This window comes from Chitinophaga sp. ARDCPP14 (assembly GCF_051362515.1).
GTDB lineage: Bacteria > Bacteroidota > Bacteroidia > Chitinophagales > Chitinophagaceae > Chitinophaga.
The window spans coordinates 38,540-56,198 of sequence record NZ_JBKIXB010000007.1; the positions used below are offsets into that span (position 1 = coordinate 38,540).

General features: G+C 43.4%; 18 protein-coding genes. 16 read left to right on the forward strand and 2 right to left on the reverse strand.

What is annotated here, in order from left to right; translation table 11 throughout:
• Window positions 1-131: 131 nt before the first annotated feature.
• Complete coding sequence (locus ACLHR0_RS19655; RefSeq protein WP_370907932.1) at window positions 132-1,532, forward strand: arginine decarboxylase; 1,401 nt, start codon at window positions 132-134, stop codon at window positions 1,530-1,532.
• 380 nt (window positions 1,533-1,912) lie between these two features.
• On the opposite strand, the gene ACLHR0_RS19660 is transcribed toward ACLHR0_RS19655, so the two are convergent.
• Both ACLHR0_RS19660 and ACLHR0_RS19665 read right to left on the reverse strand, forming a co-directional pair.
• On the reverse strand, window positions 1,913-2,746 hold the full coding sequence (locus tag ACLHR0_RS19660) for a hypothetical protein (protein WP_436488895.1): 834 nt from the start codon (window positions 2,744-2,746) through the stop codon (window positions 1,913-1,915).
• Between the two features lie 158 nt (window positions 2,747-2,904).
• Window positions 2,905-3,357 (reverse strand): Hsp20/alpha crystallin family protein, encoded by a 453-nt coding sequence (locus tag ACLHR0_RS19665; RefSeq protein ID WP_370907930.1) that lies wholly within the window; start codon window positions 3,355-3,357, stop codon window positions 2,905-2,907.
• 242 nt (window positions 3,358-3,599) lie between these two features.
• Between ACLHR0_RS19665 and ACLHR0_RS19670 the strand changes: the two genes are divergently transcribed.
• The 15 genes from ACLHR0_RS19670 (at window position 3,600) to ACLHR0_RS19740 (ending at window position 17,571) form a co-directional block, all read left to right on the forward strand.
• Window positions 3,600-4,013: a BrxA/BrxB family bacilliredoxin gene (locus ACLHR0_RS19670; protein ID WP_370907929.1), complete on the forward strand. Its 414-nt coding sequence runs from the start codon at window positions 3,600-3,602 to the stop codon at window positions 4,011-4,013.
• A 216-nt stretch (window positions 4,014-4,229) separates the two neighbouring features.
• Window positions 4,230-5,444 (forward strand): prolipoprotein diacylglyceryl transferase family protein, encoded by a 1,215-nt coding sequence (locus tag ACLHR0_RS19675; RefSeq protein ID WP_370907928.1) that lies wholly within the window; start codon window positions 4,230-4,232, stop codon window positions 5,442-5,444.
• Between the two features lie 9 nt (window positions 5,445-5,453).
• A complete protein-coding gene (locus ACLHR0_RS19680; protein ID WP_436488898.1) occupies window positions 5,454-5,885 on the forward strand; it encodes a hemerythrin domain-containing protein in 432 nt (143 codons plus the stop codon).
• A 171-nt stretch (window positions 5,886-6,056) separates the two neighbouring features.
• The gene (locus ACLHR0_RS19685) at window positions 6,057-6,992 is read left to right on the forward strand and encodes a DUF2167 domain-containing protein (RefSeq protein WP_429050378.1); all 936 of its coding nucleotides are present in this window, start codon (window positions 6,057-6,059) and stop codon (window positions 6,990-6,992) included.
• Between the two features lie 425 nt (window positions 6,993-7,417).
• Window positions 7,418-9,862: a TonB-dependent receptor domain-containing protein gene (locus tag ACLHR0_RS19690; RefSeq protein ID WP_436488900.1), complete on the forward strand. Its 2,445-nt coding sequence runs from the start codon at window positions 7,418-7,420 to the stop codon at window positions 9,860-9,862.
• Between the two features lie 338 nt (window positions 9,863-10,200).
• Entirely contained in the window at window positions 10,201-10,767 is a 567-nt protein-coding gene (locus ACLHR0_RS19695) for an RNA polymerase sigma factor (RefSeq protein WP_370907924.1), read from the forward strand.
• Window positions 10,767-11,324, forward strand: coding sequence for a hypothetical protein (locus ACLHR0_RS19700; protein ID WP_370907923.1), 558 nt, complete (start codon window positions 10,767-10,769; stop codon window positions 11,322-11,324). Before ACLHR0_RS19695 ends, ACLHR0_RS19700 begins: the two co-directional genes overlap by 1 nt.
• Complete coding sequence (locus ACLHR0_RS19705; RefSeq protein ID WP_436488902.1) at window positions 11,308-12,390, forward strand: hypothetical protein; 1,083 nt, start codon at window positions 11,308-11,310, stop codon at window positions 12,388-12,390. The genes ACLHR0_RS19700 and ACLHR0_RS19705 overlap by 17 nt, the downstream gene beginning before the upstream one ends.
• A gap of 47 nt (window positions 12,391-12,437) precedes the next feature.
• Window positions 12,438-13,172: a head GIN domain-containing protein gene (locus ACLHR0_RS19710; RefSeq protein ID WP_429050374.1), complete on the forward strand. Its 735-nt coding sequence runs from the start codon at window positions 12,438-12,440 to the stop codon at window positions 13,170-13,172.
• A 93-nt stretch (window positions 13,173-13,265) separates the two neighbouring features.
• Window positions 13,266-13,757 carry a YajQ family cyclic di-GMP-binding protein gene (locus ACLHR0_RS19715; protein ID WP_370907920.1) on the forward strand — a complete coding sequence of 164 codons (492 nt, stop codon included), beginning with the start codon at window positions 13,266-13,268 and terminating at the stop codon, window positions 13,755-13,757.
• Window positions 13,758-13,831: 74 nt separating this feature from the next.
• Window positions 13,832-14,083: a type B 50S ribosomal protein L31 gene (locus ACLHR0_RS19720; protein WP_079473370.1), complete on the forward strand. Its 252-nt coding sequence runs from the start codon at window positions 13,832-13,834 to the stop codon at window positions 14,081-14,083.
• Window positions 14,084-14,153: 70 nt separating this feature from the next.
• Entirely contained in the window at window positions 14,154-15,332 is a 1,179-nt protein-coding gene (locus tag ACLHR0_RS19725) for a putative sugar nucleotidyl transferase (protein ID WP_436488905.1), read from the forward strand.
• Between the two features lie 9 nt (window positions 15,333-15,341).
• Window positions 15,342-16,103: a triose-phosphate isomerase gene (tpiA, locus tag ACLHR0_RS19730; protein WP_436488907.1), complete on the forward strand. Its 762-nt coding sequence runs from the start codon at window positions 15,342-15,344 to the stop codon at window positions 16,101-16,103.
• A gap of 131 nt (window positions 16,104-16,234) precedes the next feature.
• Window positions 16,235-16,834 (forward strand): 2'-5' RNA ligase family protein, encoded by a 600-nt coding sequence (locus ACLHR0_RS19735; RefSeq protein WP_079473373.1) that lies wholly within the window; start codon window positions 16,235-16,237, stop codon window positions 16,832-16,834.
• A 449-nt stretch (window positions 16,835-17,283) separates the two neighbouring features.
• Entirely contained in the window at window positions 17,284-17,571 is a 288-nt protein-coding gene (locus ACLHR0_RS19740; RefSeq protein ID WP_370907917.1) for an acylphosphatase, read from the forward strand.
• Window positions 17,572-17,659 lie beyond the last annotated feature (88 nt).

Here is a 17,659-nt window from a genome sequence, read left to right on the forward strand (position 1 = left end):
TGCAACCTATTTTGCTGGGGTTCGAACTGACGTAGGTGTGTAAACCAGGAGTTTCCCAGTGAGGGAAAAAAGGATTGTTATCCTGTTATTTTTTTCTATTACTAATTCCTAAAATTCATTTGCAGTACTAAATGAACAACACCTACACAGACCTGGTAAAACAGACCTTTGAATTTCCCCAGGAGGGCTTTGAAGTAAAAGATAACTACCTGGAATTTAATGGTTTGGATATAAAGGCATTGATAGACAAATATGGAACACCCTTTAAACTGACCTTCCTGCCTAAAATCGGGATGCAGATTAATAAGGCGAAGAAAATGTTCCATGACGCCATTAAGAAGAACAGGTACGAAGGTGAGTATTTTTACTGCTATTGTACTAAAAGTTCGCATTTCTCCTTTATTATGGAGGAGACCCTGAAGCATGGGGTACATATTGAAACTTCTTTTGCATATGATATTGATATCGTCAATAAATTATATGAGCGCAAGAAGATAAATAAGGAGACCTATGTGATTTGTAATGGTTTTAAGACCAAAGCATATACCAGGGCCATAGCGCGACTGATCAACAGCGGGTTTAAAAATGTGCTGCCAATCCTGGATAATAAGGAAGAGCTGGAAGATTATAAGCGGAATATCAGGAGTAAGGATAAGGTGAAACTGGGATTGAGGGTAGCAGCAGAAGAGGAGCCAAGTTTCGACTTTTATACCTCCCGGCTGGGCATTCCTCCGCGTGATATCCTTGAATATTATGTAGATAAAATAAAAGGTAATGAGAAGTTTGAGCTGAAAATGCTGCACTTCTTCATGAATAAAGGGATTAAAGACGATATTTATTACTGGAGCCAGTTTAACCGTGTAATAAATCTCTATTGCCAGCTGAAGAAGATCTGCCCTGAACTGGACAGTATCAATATTGGAGGCGGATTCCCGATCAAGCACTCTTTGGGCTTCGATTATGATTACAACTATATCGTAAACGAGATTGTGGCCAACATTAAGAGTATGTGTAAAAAGAATAAGGTGCCTGTACCGAATATTTACACAGAGTTTGGTTCCTTTACCGTAGGCGAAAGCGGCGCGGTAATCTATAGTGTGATAGGTGAAAAAATGCAGAATGACAGGGAATCCTGGTACATGATCGATAGTTCTTTCATTACTACGTTACCTGATACATGGGGCATTGGAGAAAAGTTCCTGATGTTACCTATTAATAAATGGGACCAGGAATACCAGGAGGTGCATCTCGGTGGACTTACCTGTGACGGCTACGATTTTTATACATCTGAAGAACATATTAACGCCGTATTCCTGCCAAAGCAACAGGCATCCGGAGAGCCGCTGTACATTGGATTTTTCCATACCGGGGCCTACCAGGACCAGCTGAGCGGATACGGAGGCATCAAGCATTGTCTTATTCCTTCACCCAAACATGTGATTGTAGGATATGACAAGAACGGGCAGTTGAAAGATTGGTTATATGCCAAGGAGCAAACCGCCCAGAGCATGCTGAAGATTTTGGGTTATTAAAAAAATGGGTTAGTAATCCTACTGAAAGCCCCCCGATTATTCGGGGGGCTTATTTTTTTCATTTTTTTTCTCTCAGTTTGATAAAAAAAGGCTTTCATTTTACTGAAAGCCCTATCATGGCATAGGTTAGATGATATTCATCCGGCATAAGGAAAATAGGAGATGAATATTTGATCTTACAAAGATAGCGTTATCGGCAGGTATCAGTAAGCCCTAAAAGTTGTAATTTTTTCTAATCTGTTTTTACCCCGAATACAGTAAGAATGATGAATTTATTATCATAATGTTCGAAAACGCTGCAAACGGTAATATTTACATATTAGTATAGCAGGAATAATATTAATATGGAAGCATTCTTTTATAACACAGATGTGTAGGTATCATTTCGCCTGAGAATCATTGAGGTAGTCGACAGCGGAGCCGCAATGTTTTTCAATTTCTTCAAAACAACTTTCCAGTAACTCTGTTTCCCCCTTCAAAACGGCTGTTTTCCCTGAGGCCGAAAATCCTTTTACCAGTAAAAACTGCTTGGTCAGGTGTTGATTGATCAGCGATAAATGTTGTTTTTGCTTTTCGGCGGTTCTCATTTGTTCCATGGAAATCAGGTTGCGGTAGTATTGCCCCAGTGCCCTGATGAAGAACAATACATACATGCCTACCGTAAACGGGTTAGCCAGGTATTGGAAAGCGGATGAATAACCAGGTGAAACGAATATCATCACGTTATTGATCTTGATCCAGGCAACGGCTATCAGGTAGGTGCAAAGGATCAGGCTCCAGATGAGGGCGGTGAACAGGTTAACGGTAATATAGCAAACGAGGATACTCATTACCCATATCAGCGTGTATTTGGGGCCGAGGTCCTGGTTGTTCAGCAGGGACGAAAAAATAGGAAGGATGAGTGTGGATAAAGAGGCAAACAGGCCGACTGTTTTAGCGCTTATTCCTTTTTTCAGCAGTAAAAGGCAAACGGCCAGATCGAGAATGATCACAGGAATGATGATGATATTTACCGTATTCTGGCTGAGCATATTTACAAAGAGGAAGCTCAGGAGCAGCATAATATAGAAGAAAGCATAATCAAAGATCAGTTTGATCTTCGCTTGTTCGTATGAATTTTCTGTATGAAGAAGCATGCTGCCTATCACTGCTTTTTCAGTGTTCAGGTAAATGCTTTTTATGAGTAACCAGCCTTTCGGGAAGAGCTTTGCCATGAGTGCTTGCTTAGAGAGGCAAATTATTGCATAATAAACAATAGCAGATTCAACGTTCGTGTGAATTATACACAAAAAAGGGACGCCTTTACAGGCATCCCTTTTAAACCCTCATGTTACTACAGCGGGCCTCCTTTTTACAGGAAGCCCTGCTTCCCTTATTCCACTACTATTTCTTTAGGGGCATCCTGTTTGTTTTCCTTTTTGCCCAAGGTTACTTTCAGGACTCCGTTATCATATTTCGCATTAATCTTACCTGCATCTACCAGTTCGCTGATGGTGAAGGAGCGTTTGAAAGATTTGAAGGTGAACTCACGGCGTACCTGTTTGTCGCCTTCATTCTTTGTTTCTGCTTTCTTTTCTGCGCTGATGGTAATTGCTTTATCATCTGCACTGATTTTGAAATCTTCTTTGGAGAAACCGGGAGCTACTACGTCGAGCAGGAAGGCTTCCGGCGTTTCCACGATGTTTACCGGAGGATGCGTGGTAAAGTAATCGTTGGTCAGAAAATCATCTTTTACATACTTATTTAATCCTCCATTGAGAATGTCTTCTACTAATCCACCAAATGATTTGGGAAGCGGGCTGTGGTTAAATTTAATGTGTGTCATAGTTCCTATAAATTTTTTTAGTGTGAAATCAATTTTTATTGTTTGATAGCTGGTACAGATCAAATGGGATACCATGCCATAAAAACTGCTATTTTGTTAGTAAAAAGGTTACAGATTATGACACTATGTCATTATGATTGTATGTTCTGTGTCAAAAAGTCTATATTGCTATCCATTTTTTTACTTTCTGGGTACATATAACTAACTTTGTAAAAAATATAAACAGAAAAAACTCTTATTATATGTATCCAGCGGAACTAGTAATGCCCATGAAGGCGGAATTAACAGATAACGGATTTGAAGAATTGCTGACACCAGAGAGCGTGGATAATACTTTACAGAAAGAAGGAACTACCCTGGTGGTAATCAATTCTGTATGTGGTTGCTCTGCAGGTACCGCCCGTCCGGGTGTATTGCTGGCAGTAGCGCACAGCGAAAAGAAGCCAGACAGGCTGACTACCAGCTTTGCAGGTTTTGATGGTGAAGCGGTAAGACAAATCCGTTCGCACCTGATGCCTTATCCTCCTTCTTCCCCGGCGATAGCGCTGTTTAAAAATGGTGAGTTGGTGCACTTTATTGAGCGCCACATGATCGAAGGCCGTTCTGCGCAAATGATTGCTGCGAACCTCGCTGACGCATTTGAACAGTATTGCTAAATATTCGATTTTTTCTAAATTCCAATTTAGAAATTCGAAATTGCATCGTACTTTGGTGGTTTGATTTTCCTTTTGATTAAATTCGGCTTTGTTCATAGGAAGATTCAGATCACCAATTTTTTTACGGCTATGTATCCTAATTTATATTACGCGTTCAGAGATCTGCTTGGCTTAGAGATTCCGTTTTTAAAGATTTTCCAGACGTTTGGTTTTTTTGTGGCAATAGCCTTTCTGGCCGGCGCCTATATCTTAACACGTGAACTGAAACGCTATGAAGCACTCGGGTTGCTGAAAGGTATTCCTGAAAAAGTAGTAACCGGGCTTCCGGCTTCGCAGGGTGAATTGATTGGAAATGCCGTAGTAGGATTTATTATAGGATACAAGATCCTGGGGATCTTTTTTCAGTGGGACACCGCTTCACAGGATTTACAGTCGTTTGTATTTTCGGGACAAGGCAGTCTTTTTGCCGGTATCCTGGTAGCCGCAGCCATGGCGGGATATAAATATTACACCAAAAAGAAACAGGCACTCCCTAAGCCAAAAGAAGAAACGGTGCTGGTGATGCCACACCACCGCGTACCGGATATTATTGTAATGGCGGCTATTGCCGGATTACTCGGCGCTAAAATATTTCACAATCTTGAAAACTGGAACGACTTTGTGCAGGACCCCATCGGGGCGCTGTTGTCTTTCAGCGGACTTACCTTTTACGGCGGCCTGATTGTAGCTGCGATTGTGATCATCAGTTATGCCCGTAAAAAACAATTCAATATCCGTGCGTTAATCGACAGCGCTGCACCTGCGTTGATGCTGGCCTATGCTATCGGGAGAATGGGTTGTCATTTTTCCGGAGATGGCGACTGGGGTATTTACAACAGCGCTTATGGAGTGGATACCAATACCGGTCATGCTGTAAAAATGGCGCCCGCCACATTCCAGGACATTGTTCAGAAAAATGCAGGTTTCTTTCAGCAGCAATATTCATCAGTAGAAAAAATACCGCATGCTGCTTTTGAAAAACCGGCGGCACTGGGCTTTTTACCGGATTGGTTGTTTGCCTACGGTTACCCGCACAACGTTATTAAAGAAGGAGTACAGATCGCTGGTTGTGATGGTCCTTATTGTAAAGTATTACCTATTGCCGTATATCCCACACCGTTATATGAAATTATTGTTTGCCTGGTTTTGTTCGGCATCCTCTGGGCGATCCGCAAAAGAATAAAGATCCCGGGTGTAATTTTCGGCATCTACCTGATATTAAATGGGGTGGAAAGATTTTTTATAGAGAAGATCAGGGTAGATACGAGATATGATATTTTTGGCTTTCATCCCACCCAGGCAGAAATCATTTCCACGCTCCTGGTAATTGGTGGTATTATACTGATTGGCATCTATCGTAAAAATAATACTGCTGCAAATAAGCTTTCCTGATTATAGTATATGCAACGTCACTCTTCATTAGTGCCCTTGTCGCACGAGCACAAGCGCCTTTTATTTGTATGCCGCTACCTGAAAAAAGATGCCGCGCCGTACGAGGGTTTCCCATTGGAAACACAGGCAAGATTTGAGTATATCATAAAAATATTCCAGGAGCTGATGGTACCGCATATTCAAAAGGAAGAATATCTTTTTGAGAAATGTGCAGGCCAGCATGAAGCGATTGACAAAATGATCCGGGAGTTGCAGGAAGAACACCTGATCATTTCCCGTATGTATAGCACTCTCACAGACAGCAAGGATATGGATGCCGCAATGGATGTGCTGGCGTGCAGCCTGGAAGCGCATATCCGCAGGGAAGAGCGGGAATTCTTTGAGCTGCTGCAATTGGAACTTCCACATATCCTCGATAACCTCAAACTGGAAAATCCATAAATGTATTTAACGTGTTATTGCCAGGTTTTGATTTAAATATTAATTTTTCACTGGAGTTATAGCAACATTATGTATCTGTAATATTGCCTCAATAATTATCTGTATATCTTATAGCAATTTATCCTTGTTTGTTAGGCTGGTAAATTTTACCCGGGCTATTCAATTAGAGTTATGCGTGCGTTTTTTTACAGTGTAGTTGTGTTTAGTTGCTTAACTGTCAGCCTCAATGTCCTTGGCCTATCCAGGGAAGACAGTCTTAGCAGGTACGACAAGCTGGATTCTTCTGAAATGGTGGCTGCTTCCTTTTATTATAAAGCAGGTGAACAATCGTTAGGTGAGGGTACAATATTAAATGTACCGGAAGGGTACCGCCTGCTCGATGGTGCGCAGAGCCGTGTGCTGGTGGAGCATTTATGGGGCAACCCGGAAAATCCGAATACACTGGGCGTGCTGTTGCCGGCGAGGATGGGACCTATGGATAAAGATTTCCATGGTTTTGTGATTTCTTTTGAGCCTTCGGGTTATATGGAGGAATCAGCGATCCGGCAGATTGATTACACGAAATTGCTGACGGAGATGAAAGAGGAGTTGAAAAATGATAACCTGCTACGCAGCGGCAAAGGGGTGGGGCAGATCTCCGGTATGGACTGGGCCTTTACTCCTTATTACAATAAAAACAATCATTCCCTGCATTGGGCCCGCGTTTTACATTTTGGTAAAAATGAGCCTTCCATGCTGAATTACGAGTTAAGATTATTAGGAAGAAAGGGGGCACTCTGTTTTACGGCTATCGGTAAAGTAACGGAACTGGAGCAGATTAAGCAGCAATTAGCCATTGTAGCTGCTGCTGCGCGTTTTGCTCCGGGAAACGGTTACGCCGATTATAATCCGCGTACAGATCAGTCTTCCCGTTGGGTGCCTGCCTCCGAATCCGTAGCTGGCAGAATGCTATCGATTGATAATCTTTTACTCGGAATCAGAAGTACGCTTTCCATGTTGCTGGTAATACTTTGTATGGTATTGTTTGTTTATGGTATGAACTATTATCACCACCGCCGCAAGTCCGGTTACCGGAAAATCATGAAGGTGGATGAGCGTCTGAATTGAGAAGGGGACCATGCCGTTTTTCCATCTCCCTAACATATAACTATTTACTGTTAACCCTGGTTACAAGGCCATGGCCTTATTCCCTGTTTGTAAAAAACAGCCACCGTCCTTATATAATACCGGTCATCCTCCATTAACACCGCTATTTTAAATAGCTGTAACCTATCTGCAACTTTCCTTTGCGCCAGTCGTCTTTTTAATCGTTCTCTGTTTTTTTACCATTCGTCACTGTCTATATGCCGTTTGTGTAATGCTATGTACTGTGTAATACATAATACCTACTTTTACATCGTAGTAGTTAATCTACTGTAGTGGTTTAACTACTGTAGTATACAAACCAAGGAACTAAAAGAAATCTAAATCGTCAACGTTTAAACTCTAAATCACCTCATATGAAAGCAAGTTTTAAAGCTATAACATTAACAATGAGTATGTTAGTGACTGCTTTGACCTCGTTTGCGCAGAATGCCCCCAAAGTAGCCGGACAAGTAATCCAGGCAGGTAACCAGCCTGTAGCGTTCGCTACTGTAACCTTATTAAAAGCAAAAGACTCCTCTTTGGTGAAAGGAGCCATTGCAGATATAGATGGTAAATATGAATTTGAGCAGGTAAAACAGGGTAAATACCTGGTTGCCGCGGTTTCAGTTGGCATGACCAAACGTTACAGCCCCGCTTTTGAAGTAGCCGCCAGCTCCATAAAAGCGCCGGCTGTAACACTGGAAGCCGCCTCCAAAACCTTAAAGGGTGTAGACGTAACTGCCCGCCGGCCATTTGTAGAGCAGAAAGCTGATAAGATGATAGTGAATGTGGAAAGCAGCATCACTGCATCGGGTGGTTCTGCTATGGAAGTTTTGGAAAAATCGCCTACAGTAACCGTAGACAAGGACGGTAATATTTCCATGAAAGGCAAGAGCGGTGTACAAATCATGATAGATGGCAAACCAACCAATATGACTTCCCAGGATGTTGCCGAGCTGCTGAAAAGCATGCCAGCCACCAATGTAGATCAGATTGAGCTGATCGCTAATCCTTCCGCCAAATATGACGCAGCCGGCAACGCGGGAATCATTAACCTTAAACTGAAGAAGAACACCAGCTATGGTACGAATGGTAATATAACCGTGGGTGGTGGCTATGGCTTCTGGCCCCGCTGGAACGGCGCACTAAACCTTAACCACCGCAACGAAAAATTCAATATATATGGTTCCGGTAATTACAGTCACCGTGAACAACAGCAGGACCTGGGTTTATACCGCTCCCTCACAGAAAATAACCAGCTGAGTGTGTACGACCAGGTAAACAACATGCACACAAAATCCAATTACAAAGCCGGTAAAATAGGAGCAGATTACTTTATCAGTAAAGGACATACAATTGGTGTAATGGCAGATTTATCCGGCGGCGACCGCAAAATTCCCAGCTATGCCACCACCCGTATTGGTAATGGCAGACAGGTGGACTCTATCCTGAAAACCAATACCAACGACGCTAAAACCTGGACCCGGAATGCCTTCAATTTAAACTACCGCGGCATCCTGGATACTACCGGTAAGGAATTGAATATTGACCTGGATTACGCAAAAAACAAAGATGCGCAGCATGCTACTATATATGCGGTATCCCGCGATGGGGCTGAAAAAGGTTTCCTGGGCAGCGATACTTCCCGGAACAATCAGCCTTCCAGCATCGACATCAAAACTGCAAAAATTGATTACATACATCCGCTGAAGAACCAGGCAAAATTTGAAGCCGGCGTAAAGGTGAGCTTTGTGAAAACCGATAATGATGCGCGTTTCGACTCCCTGAGAATGGGCAACTGGGTGCTGGATGAAAACCGTTCCAACCACTTTATCTATAAGGAAAATGTAAACGCGGCGTATATCAATTTCAACAAACAATTTAAGAAAGTGAATGTGCAGGTAGGATTACGCGGTGAGCAAACGCATATCACGGGTACATCAGTGTCGATGAAGAACCAGCAGCAGATGGAAGTGAAGAACGATTCTACTTACTTTAACCTGTTTCCCAGCATGGCATTGACATATAAACTGAATAAGGATAATACGCTAGGACTGACCTATAGCCGCCGTATCCAGCGTCCGAGCTATGAGGATCTGAATCCGTTTGAATTTTACCTGGACAGGTATACAAAGGAGTCTGGTAATCCTAACCTGAAGCCACAGTATTCCAACAACTTTGAGATCACGCATACCTTTAAGGATTTCCTGATCACCTCCGTAGGATACGCGCATACAAAGGACCTGATGACCCAGATACTGGAATCTGATGTGGATAAGGCGACCGGGGATACTTCCATTCTGCGGTACAAATACCTGAACGTGGCTAAGGCCGACAACTTTAACCTGAACGTAACGGTACCGATGCCCATTACCAAGTGGTGGATGAGCCTTACCACGGTGTCAGTATCTTATGCGATGTTTGAAACCGTGGTAAATGATCACCAGGTGAAACTGTCGTCTGCCGGGTTCTTCGGACGCACGCAGCAAACATTCACGCTGAGCAAGGACTTGTCTGCAGAAGCAGTGTTCTTTTACGTATCTCCGCAGGTGACCGAAGATGGCCTGTTCAAGATGAAATCTATGTGCTCCCTGGATCTGGGTGTTTCCCAGAAAGTACTGAAAGGAAAAGGATCTGTGAAACTCAATGTAACGGATGTGTTTAAAACTAATTATTTCCGCGGGGACTTTGATAATGCGGGCAGATATACTGCTGTTTCCAGCAAATGGGATGCGCAGCAGTTTCGCCTGACCTTCAACTACCGTTTTGGGAATACTAATGTAAAAGCAGCCCGCAGCCGTCAAACCGGACTGGAAGCGGAACAAAATCGTGTAAAACAGGGCGGCAACTAGGCCAGCCTGTTTGGGAAGATGGTTTTTTAGGTATATAAGGATGGAAAAACGTGGCCCTTTACCGGGCTGCGTTTTCCTTACCAATTTCTCCGGTATACAGATGTGCCGGTTTCATCACAGGAAACGGCAGTTTGGTATAATTTGACATAGAAGAGAGGGTGTTTGCAATAATTTTGAAGAAATTTTTTACCGGATATCACTTTCATCCATTCTCTATAAATAATTAATAATTAATCAGATAACAAATTTTTGCTGGTAATTAAACGGACAAAGTCTCACCAAACCGGAAATTTCCCCGTCAGCATCATGCAACCTTTTTTACAATTACTGTCTTTATAATGAAAGCATCAGCCACTAACTTGAATCAGACGCCACTCGCAGCATATATAGTAGAACGCTGCAAAAAAGGAGATGTCCGTGCATTTCGTGAATTGTACGAAGCCTATTCGGCTGCGATGTACAACATTTGCCTGCGTATGACCAATAATGTGAGTGATGCGGAAGACACTTTGCAGGAGGCTTTTATCCAGGTGCATAAAAGCATTCATAAGCTGGAGCGTGAGGCCAGTATCAGTGCCTGGATCAAGCGGATTGTGGTAAATCATTGTTTGAATACACTGCGTAAAAAGAAGGTGTATTTTGAAGACGTGGATGAAGTGGAAGTATTGACTGAAGAGGGGATTGATGAGGCCCAGTTTACCTGGACCGTAGCCGCAGTAAAGTCTGCCATTCATAGTTTACCACAGGGTTACCGTACCGTATTGAATCTCTATCTTTTTGAAGAGTATTCGCACCGGGAAATAGCAGAGATGCTGGGTATCACCGAATCCACTGTGAAAACGCAGTATATGCGTGCAAAGGAGAAAGTAAGACAAATTGTAAAACAGCAAAATGTAACTCGTTAATGCCAGACAATTTTGAAGGTTTTATCCGCCAGCACCGGGACGAATTTGAGGAACAGGGCCCTTCACCGAGGGTTTGGAGCGCACTGGAGCAGGAGCTGACGGGCAGGCGCAAAGGAAAGGTGATTTCCCTTTTACAGAAAAACTGGTTTAAAGCAGCCGTGATCGCAGTTTTGCTGGCCAATGCCGGCGCGCTGTTTTACTTCACCAAAAACCGTCAGCCGCAGCAGCAGGAACTTGCCGTGTTAGCGCCTGACATCCAGGAAGCGGGCGTTTACTATACGTCGCGCATAAACGAAAAACTGCAGTTGATTGATGCCTATCCCGATTCAGCGCTGGGGCTGGATAGCGCTGCCCGTAAGGAACTGGAACTTCGCAACGATACTTATAAAGCACTGGAGAAAGAATTAAAAAATAATCCGGGCAATGAAAGAATCCGCGCTGCTATGGTCCGCTATTACCAGCTGAAGCTGGATCTGTTGGATAAAATTTTGGAAGAGTTGCACAATAAACATGTAGCTCCCGGTCAAACAAAAAAACATTATGAAGCTGAAATTTAAATGCTTGTTATTCCTGCTGCTGCCATTACTGGCGCAGGCCCACAATGGAGCTACGGCTTATAAAAGAACTATTGTAAAGGAGTTTACTGTAAATGATAACGCCACGTTGAACCTTTCCAATAAGTACGGCAAAATCATTTTTCACACATCGAACAAAAATGAAATCAAAGCCACCATCACTGTTACCGGTTTCGGTAAGAATGATGAACAGGCCAAAGCCATTGCAGAAATGGTGGAAGTGAACACCAACCAGAGTAATAACGGCGTGTCGCTGAACACTTATTACAGCCCGTCGAAAAACAATTCCGGTTGGTTTTCATGGGGAGGGAAAATGGATTCCAAAGACTACGTGAATATTGACTACGATATTTATATTCCGCAAAGCCTGCAGAATTTACTGGTGAAGAACCAGTTTGGCGATGTGATTGCGGATAAATTTAGTTTTCCTGTGACGCTGGAAATGAACTATTGCACCTTTGATATCCGCGAGGCGCAGGACCTTCTCTTCAAAATAAATTATTGTGATAAGGGCAAGGTGGGCAAAGCGGGTAATGTAACGGTGAAGGGGAATTATTCTGCCCTCCGGGGCGGGCAACTGGAATCACTGAATGCCAATTCCAATTACAGTGAGTATGTGTTTAGCCGGGTGGGCAACCTGAAAATTTCTTCCAACTACGATGATTATAAAATAGATGCAGTGGGTACAGTGTCTGGCCGGGGTACTTATTCAGATGTGCGGTTAAAGGAACTGCAGCAGTCTATTGATTTGAACATGACGTATGGGGATGTGAAGATAGAGAAAGTGGGCAGTGGATTCAAGCAGGCAGATTTTCAACTCACCTATTCAGATCTGGATATCCGTTTTGGAGCGAGGCAGCCATTGTCGATAGAAGCAAACCTGGTAAACGGGGATCTGGATACCGGCGGGCTGGAGCTGAAGAATGTAGTGTCCAATAAAACGAATTCGACCCTGCGTTATTCTGCACATGCGGGGGGAGGAAATGATTCATCTCCCTATATAAAAATACGCGGTGTAAACACCGATGTAAACCTGGGTACATATTAAACAGATCAGAACGCCATTCTAAAATCTTTTTAAAATAATACTACACTATGAAACGAATTGCTGCTTACTTCCTGGTTGCTTTGCCATTGTTGCTTACTGCCAGTGTACTTGTTTCCTTTTCGCATCAGAGCGATCAAAGAATAACGGGAAACGGGAATGTGAAAGAAGAATCCCGGAATGCGTCTGCGTTTACAGATATCAGCACTTCCGGTGTGTATAAGGTGATTATAGAACAGGGAAATACCCACAGTATCCGGGTAGAGGCAGAAGATAACCTGCTGCCTTATATCCAGACAGATATCGCCGGCGACGAGTTAACGATCCATACCAAGAAGGGGTATAACATTCAGCCTACCAAAGAAATCAAAGTATACATCACGCTGCAGAAGGTAGATAAGTTGTCGGCCAGCGGCGCCGGTGGTTTTACGAGCAAGGGAAAGCTTACCAGCGACCGCATCCAGCTGAGGTTCAGTGGCGCGGCTGGTGCTGATCTGGACATCCGTACCCATGAACTGAAGGTAGGTGTTTCCGGGGCCAGTAATATTGTCCTGAAGGGCAATACAGACAAGGCTGATTATGGTATTTCAGGTTCCGCTGATATTTCAGCGCTGGATCTGGCTACTGATGATGCAAAGATTGGTATTTCCGGTACCGGTAAGGCAGATGTATTTGTGCAGAAGAAACTGGAGATAGGTATTTCCGGGATGGGAAAGGTAAAATATAAAGGAGAACCGAATGTTACCCAGTCTGTATCCGGAATGGGTAAGATCAGCAAGATATAATAACAAGTTAGATTTAGAGTATATAACGAGCAGGTAGTTCTCTACCTGCTTTTTCTTTTTTATATTTGTTGTTCGAATATAAAATTTTAAGTTATGCCATCCTTTGATATTGTTAGCAAAGTAGATTTACAGACACTGGATAATGCTATTAACACGGTGAAGAAAGAGATCACCAACAGGTTTGATTTCAAGGGTTCACATGTGGAGATTGAGCTGAATAAGAAAGAACTGGTGCTGAATATAGAGGTAGAAAGCGATATGAAGCTGGGCCAGGTACTGGATGTGCTGGTAAGCAGGACCATGCGCCAGGGGCTGGACGCCAGTATTTACGACCTGAGCAAGGAGCCTTACCAGAGCGGGAAGGTATTTAAGAAAGAAATACCTGTACGTAATGGTATTAAGCAGGAAGATGCCAAGAAGATAGTGAAGATGATCAAGGATGCTGGTTTAAAGGTGCAGGCAGCCATTATGGATGATATTATACGGGTAACAGGGAAGAAGATTGATGACTTACAGGAGGTTATACAAAAGGCGAAGGAATCCAACCTGGGTATACCTTTGCAGTATATTAACATGAAATCCTGATTTTTTTACGAATAATCTTTGGGTGTTAAAGAAAATTAGTTAACTTTGCACCCTGTATTTACAATAATTTTGATATGAAACAGGGAATCCATCCAGAAAGTTACAGATTTGTGATATTTAAAGATATGTCAAACGGCGAGAGCTTTTTAAGCCGCTCTACCGCTCCTTCCAAAGAAACTGCAAAGTGGGAAGATGGTAATGAGTATCCGTTGATTAAGTTGGAAATTTCCAATACTTCTCACCCTTTTTATACTGGTAAGAATGTGTTGGTGGATACTGCAGGACGTATTGACAAATTCAACAAACGCTACGCTAAGAAAGCATAGTTTCTAAGTAAAATATTTTTTTAGAAGAATCCCATCGGCTTATCGATGGGATTTTCTATTTTAGCCCCCTATGGAGCGTAACTATATTCTTTTTGACACGCCCGTACGTGAACTGTTATACCCCTTTACGCATACAAGACCCATTGCAGCCTGCAGAGTAGGGATACTCACTATACAGGAGAAGTGGGAGCACTGGCTGGGTACGGGTACTAGTCATTTCACCGTACCGCATCTGCAGGACAAATTCTCCCTGTTGTACAAAGACAACCAAACCGTTAACATCTTACTGAGTGGACATATACTGCCGGACGCCGGGCTGGTAGCTGCTATTCTTGAGTTACAACCGGAAGAGGAGTTGTATAAAGACAACCAGTTACTGGCTAAAGTGGTACAAGGGGATGGCGCTTCTTTGCTGGCTCCGGGCGCCAGGAAAAATTATCCGGGGGAAGTAATGGGAATTTATAAGCCTTGGGATATCTTTGCGCTCAACGATAAAGCAATCAGGGCAGATTATCAGCTGCTTACAGCAGGCAGGAAATCTGTTATCTTATCACACACCAATCAACAGATCAATCATACGGACATTTTCGTGGAACCAGGCGCGAAGGTAGAGTACAGTATACTGAACGCTGCTACCGGCCCGATTTATATAGGGAAGGATGCGGAAGTGATGGAAGGCTGTATGATCAGGGGGCCCTTTGCAATGGGAGAGGGAGCTGTATTGAAAATGGGGAGTAAAATATATGGCGCTACAACATTAGGCCCGTATTGTACAGGTGGGGGTGAGATCAAGAACAGTGTGATGTTTGGTTATTCCAACAAAGGCCATGACGGTTACCTGGGCGATGCGGTGATAGGGGAATGGTGTAACCTGGGAGCCAATACTTCCGGTTCCAACCTGAAGAATAATGTGTCTGAGGTGAAAGTATGGATGGAGACGCAGGGTGAGGCGGTATCTGCAGGTATAAAATGTGGATTGCTGATGGGAGATTACAGCAGGTGCGGTATTAATACCATGCTGAATACCGGTACTGTGATCGGGGTGTCGTGCAACGTGTTTGGCGGGCATTTTCCGCCCAAATTTGTGGGTTCATTCAGTTGGGGGGACCAGGGCGCCTACCGTTTGGCGGAGGCTGTGAAGGATGCCGGTAACTGGATGGCTTTGAAGGGGAAGGAGCTTACGGAAAAGGATAAGCAGGTATTGGAAGCATTATATGCACAAATAAATCAGAAAGACCTTAAAACTTAATATCACAGTATGAGAAAGAAAATTGTTGCAGGTAACTGGAAAATGAACCTTACGCTGGCACAGGGTGAGCAGCTGATCAACGATATCCTGCAGGCAGGACTGAAGCTGAAAGAGGGACAGGAAGTAATTGTGGCTACCCCGTTTCCTTATTTGCAGAAAGCGAAATCGTTACTGAAAAGCTATCCTGGTTTTTATGTGGCGGCACAGAACTGTTACAGTGAAAAATCCGGTGCTTATACCGGTGAGGTATCTGCGGAAATGCTGCAATCAATAGGTGTTGATTATGTTATTCTGGGTCACTCTGAAAGAAGGGAATATTTCCAGGAAAGCAATGCTATGCTGGCTAAGAAGATAGACCAGGTGCTGGCTAACGGTTTAAAGCCTATTTTCTGCTGTGGCGAACCGCTGGAAATAAGACAGGCAGAAACGCAGAATGCCTATGTGGCCAAGCAGCTGGAAGAAAGTTTGTTTCATCTTACAGAGGAGCAGCTGAAGAATGTGGTGATTGCTTACGAGCCTATCTGGGCCATCGGTACCGGTTTAACAGCCAGTTCTGGACAGGCGCAGGACATGCATGCTTTTATCCGTTCGCAGATTGCTAATAAATTTGGCCGTGAGGCAGCCTTGCATACTTCTATTTTATATGGTGGTAGCGCGAAGCCGGGAAATGCGGCAGAACTGTTTGCCAGCCCGGATGTAGACGGTGGTTTGATTGGCGGCGCTTCCCTGGTGGCAGCCGACTTTGTGGCGATTATTGAAAAGTTATCTTAAGTAATTGAGAAATACGCAGTTATAAAGGCTGCGTATTTTTTTAGTAAATAATGCTAAAAATATTAGTATTTCTGAAAAAAGGTTGTATATTCGTATTGTCATTCTAACAGGGAGAATTAAAATATCAGGTTATGAATACGAATTATGAAATTTCGGAAGAGGTATTTGATTATTTAGTGGTAGTGAATCCGGATGCATTGGTTGCGAAAGATGTGACCCGTATCCGTCAGTTTGTAGCAACTGAGTTAAGCGATACGATGATGTCTGCCGCACCGGTTCATGTGGCCTTGTTCAGGTCTGCTTTTCCTGAACGTTTCCAGGACGACTTTGTCGATATGCTGGAAGAGGTAGCGCGTAAACAGGCTGGTTTTGCCATCTATACGGCAAAGATTGATGCCCTGAGGCATGCGGACGGGCACAACAGTGTTTTCATTAATGTCGCTAACCCCAAGCCATTGATCGATTTGCACCGCAGTATTATGCAAACTTTTGAGTTGAAGCCACAAACATTCAAGCCGCATATTATGCTGGCGAGAGGCTTGCAGGATGCGGAGGTAAATATGATTATGCCATTGCTGGCGCAGCAGATTTTTGTACGTAGCTTTAACTGTCATTGTTTTAGCCTGCTGAAAAGGCCAGCGTCCGGTGGTAAGTATGAGCGGGTGAAAGACTTTGTCTTTGGAGATATTGAGCACATGGTAGGTTCATTGTTTAATTATGCTGCTGCGTAAGTAGTACACTATAATCTGATGCAGGAATTACCGGATGGTAGATTTGCAGGATTGGTGAAGATGTTACGGATAAAATAATTTGTTATCCCCTATATCAATTTTCATCAATGTTTGTTACCCTCAAGTTAACCATCCTTTCGTACTGTTGCTATTGCAGTTTTTCGCCTGCTGTCACAGGTTGGCTGTGGAATTGCGGTAGTTATTTGATCCGTAGGCACACATTTTCATAGGTTGCTGCGTATCCATAAATCCGGTAAATCCTGGTTCAGATAGTTGTTTGTATAACCAATTCTTCTTTTTCTGGTATGCCCTGAAGGTCCCTGCCTGTAATTAGTTTTCCGGTTGTTTGTATCTTTGACGAATATTTAGTATGTTTTGAGTGGGAGCTGTATTCATGTGATATAACCCCATCCGAAGAAGACCATTACAGGGTAAATCGTTATAAATTTATGGCAACCAGAACAGTTGTACACAAAGAAATTATTGTGAAGGGCCGTGTGCAGGGAGTAGGATTCAGAGCTAATGCAAAGCGTGTAGCCGATTCAATGCATATACACGGGCAAGTTAAAAATCTGCTGGACGGAAGTGTGTGGATACTGGCAGAGGGAACGGCGGAAGAAATGGAAGACTTTATTGCATGGTGCAGGTCTGGGCCTGCTATGGCTGCAGTGAAGGAACTGGAAATCACCGATGGTGATGTACAACATATCAAAGGGTTTACTATCCTTTATTCATAAATCCCTGGTCCGGTAACAGCAGGTGCTTCGTTACCTATGCCAATCAATCGCAGATAAAGCTATCCGTGACCGGCAGACAACAGGCGCA

Coding starts and splice junctions, on each gene's coding strand:
- ACLHR0_RS19680 (WP_436488898.1), top strand. CDS start 5,454: ATGCAACGTCACTCTTCATTAGTGCCCTTGTCGCACGAGCACAAGCGC.
- ACLHR0_RS19670 (WP_370907929.1), top strand. CDS start 3,600: ATGTATCCAGCGGAACTAGTAATGCCCATGAAGGCGGAATTAACAGAT.
- ACLHR0_RS19685 (WP_429050378.1), top strand. CDS start 6,057: ATGCGTGCGTTTTTTTACAGTGTAGTTGTGTTTAGTTGCTTAACTGTC.
- ACLHR0_RS19690 (WP_436488900.1), top strand. CDS start 7,418: ATGAGTATGTTAGTGACTGCTTTGACCTCGTTTGCGCAGAATGCCCCC.
- ACLHR0_RS19665 (WP_370907930.1), bottom strand. CDS start 3,357: ATGACACACATTAAATTTAACCACAGCCCGCTTCCCAAATCATTTGGT.
- ACLHR0_RS19740 (WP_370907917.1), top strand. CDS start 17,284: ATGGCAACCAGAACAGTTGTACACAAAGAAATTATTGTGAAGGGCCGT.
- ACLHR0_RS19715 (WP_370907920.1), top strand. CDS start 13,266: ATGCCATCCTTTGATATTGTTAGCAAAGTAGATTTACAGACACTGGAT.
- ACLHR0_RS19705 (WP_436488902.1), top strand. CDS start 11,308: ATGAAGCTGAAATTTAAATGCTTGTTATTCCTGCTGCTGCCATTACTG.
- ACLHR0_RS19735 (WP_079473373.1), top strand. CDS start 16,235: ATGAATACGAATTATGAAATTTCGGAAGAGGTATTTGATTATTTAGTG.
- ACLHR0_RS19710 (WP_429050374.1), top strand. CDS start 12,438: ATGAAACGAATTGCTGCTTACTTCCTGGTTGCTTTGCCATTGTTGCTT.
- ACLHR0_RS19725 (WP_436488905.1), top strand. CDS start 14,154: ATGGAGCGTAACTATATTCTTTTTGACACGCCCGTACGTGAACTGTTA.
- ACLHR0_RS19695 (WP_370907924.1), top strand. CDS start 10,201: ATGAAAGCATCAGCCACTAACTTGAATCAGACGCCACTCGCAGCATAT.
- ACLHR0_RS19660 (WP_436488895.1), bottom strand. CDS start 2,746: ATGGCAAAGCTCTTCCCGAAAGGCTGGTTACTCATAAAAAGCATTTAC.
- ACLHR0_RS19700 (WP_370907923.1), top strand. CDS start 10,767: ATGCCAGACAATTTTGAAGGTTTTATCCGCCAGCACCGGGACGAATTT.
- tpiA (WP_436488907.1), top strand. CDS start 15,342: ATGAGAAAGAAAATTGTTGCAGGTAACTGGAAAATGAACCTTACGCTG.
- ACLHR0_RS19655 (WP_370907932.1), top strand. CDS start 132: ATGAACAACACCTACACAGACCTGGTAAAACAGACCTTTGAATTTCCC.
- ACLHR0_RS19720 (WP_079473370.1), top strand. CDS start 13,832: ATGAAACAGGGAATCCATCCAGAAAGTTACAGATTTGTGATATTTAAA.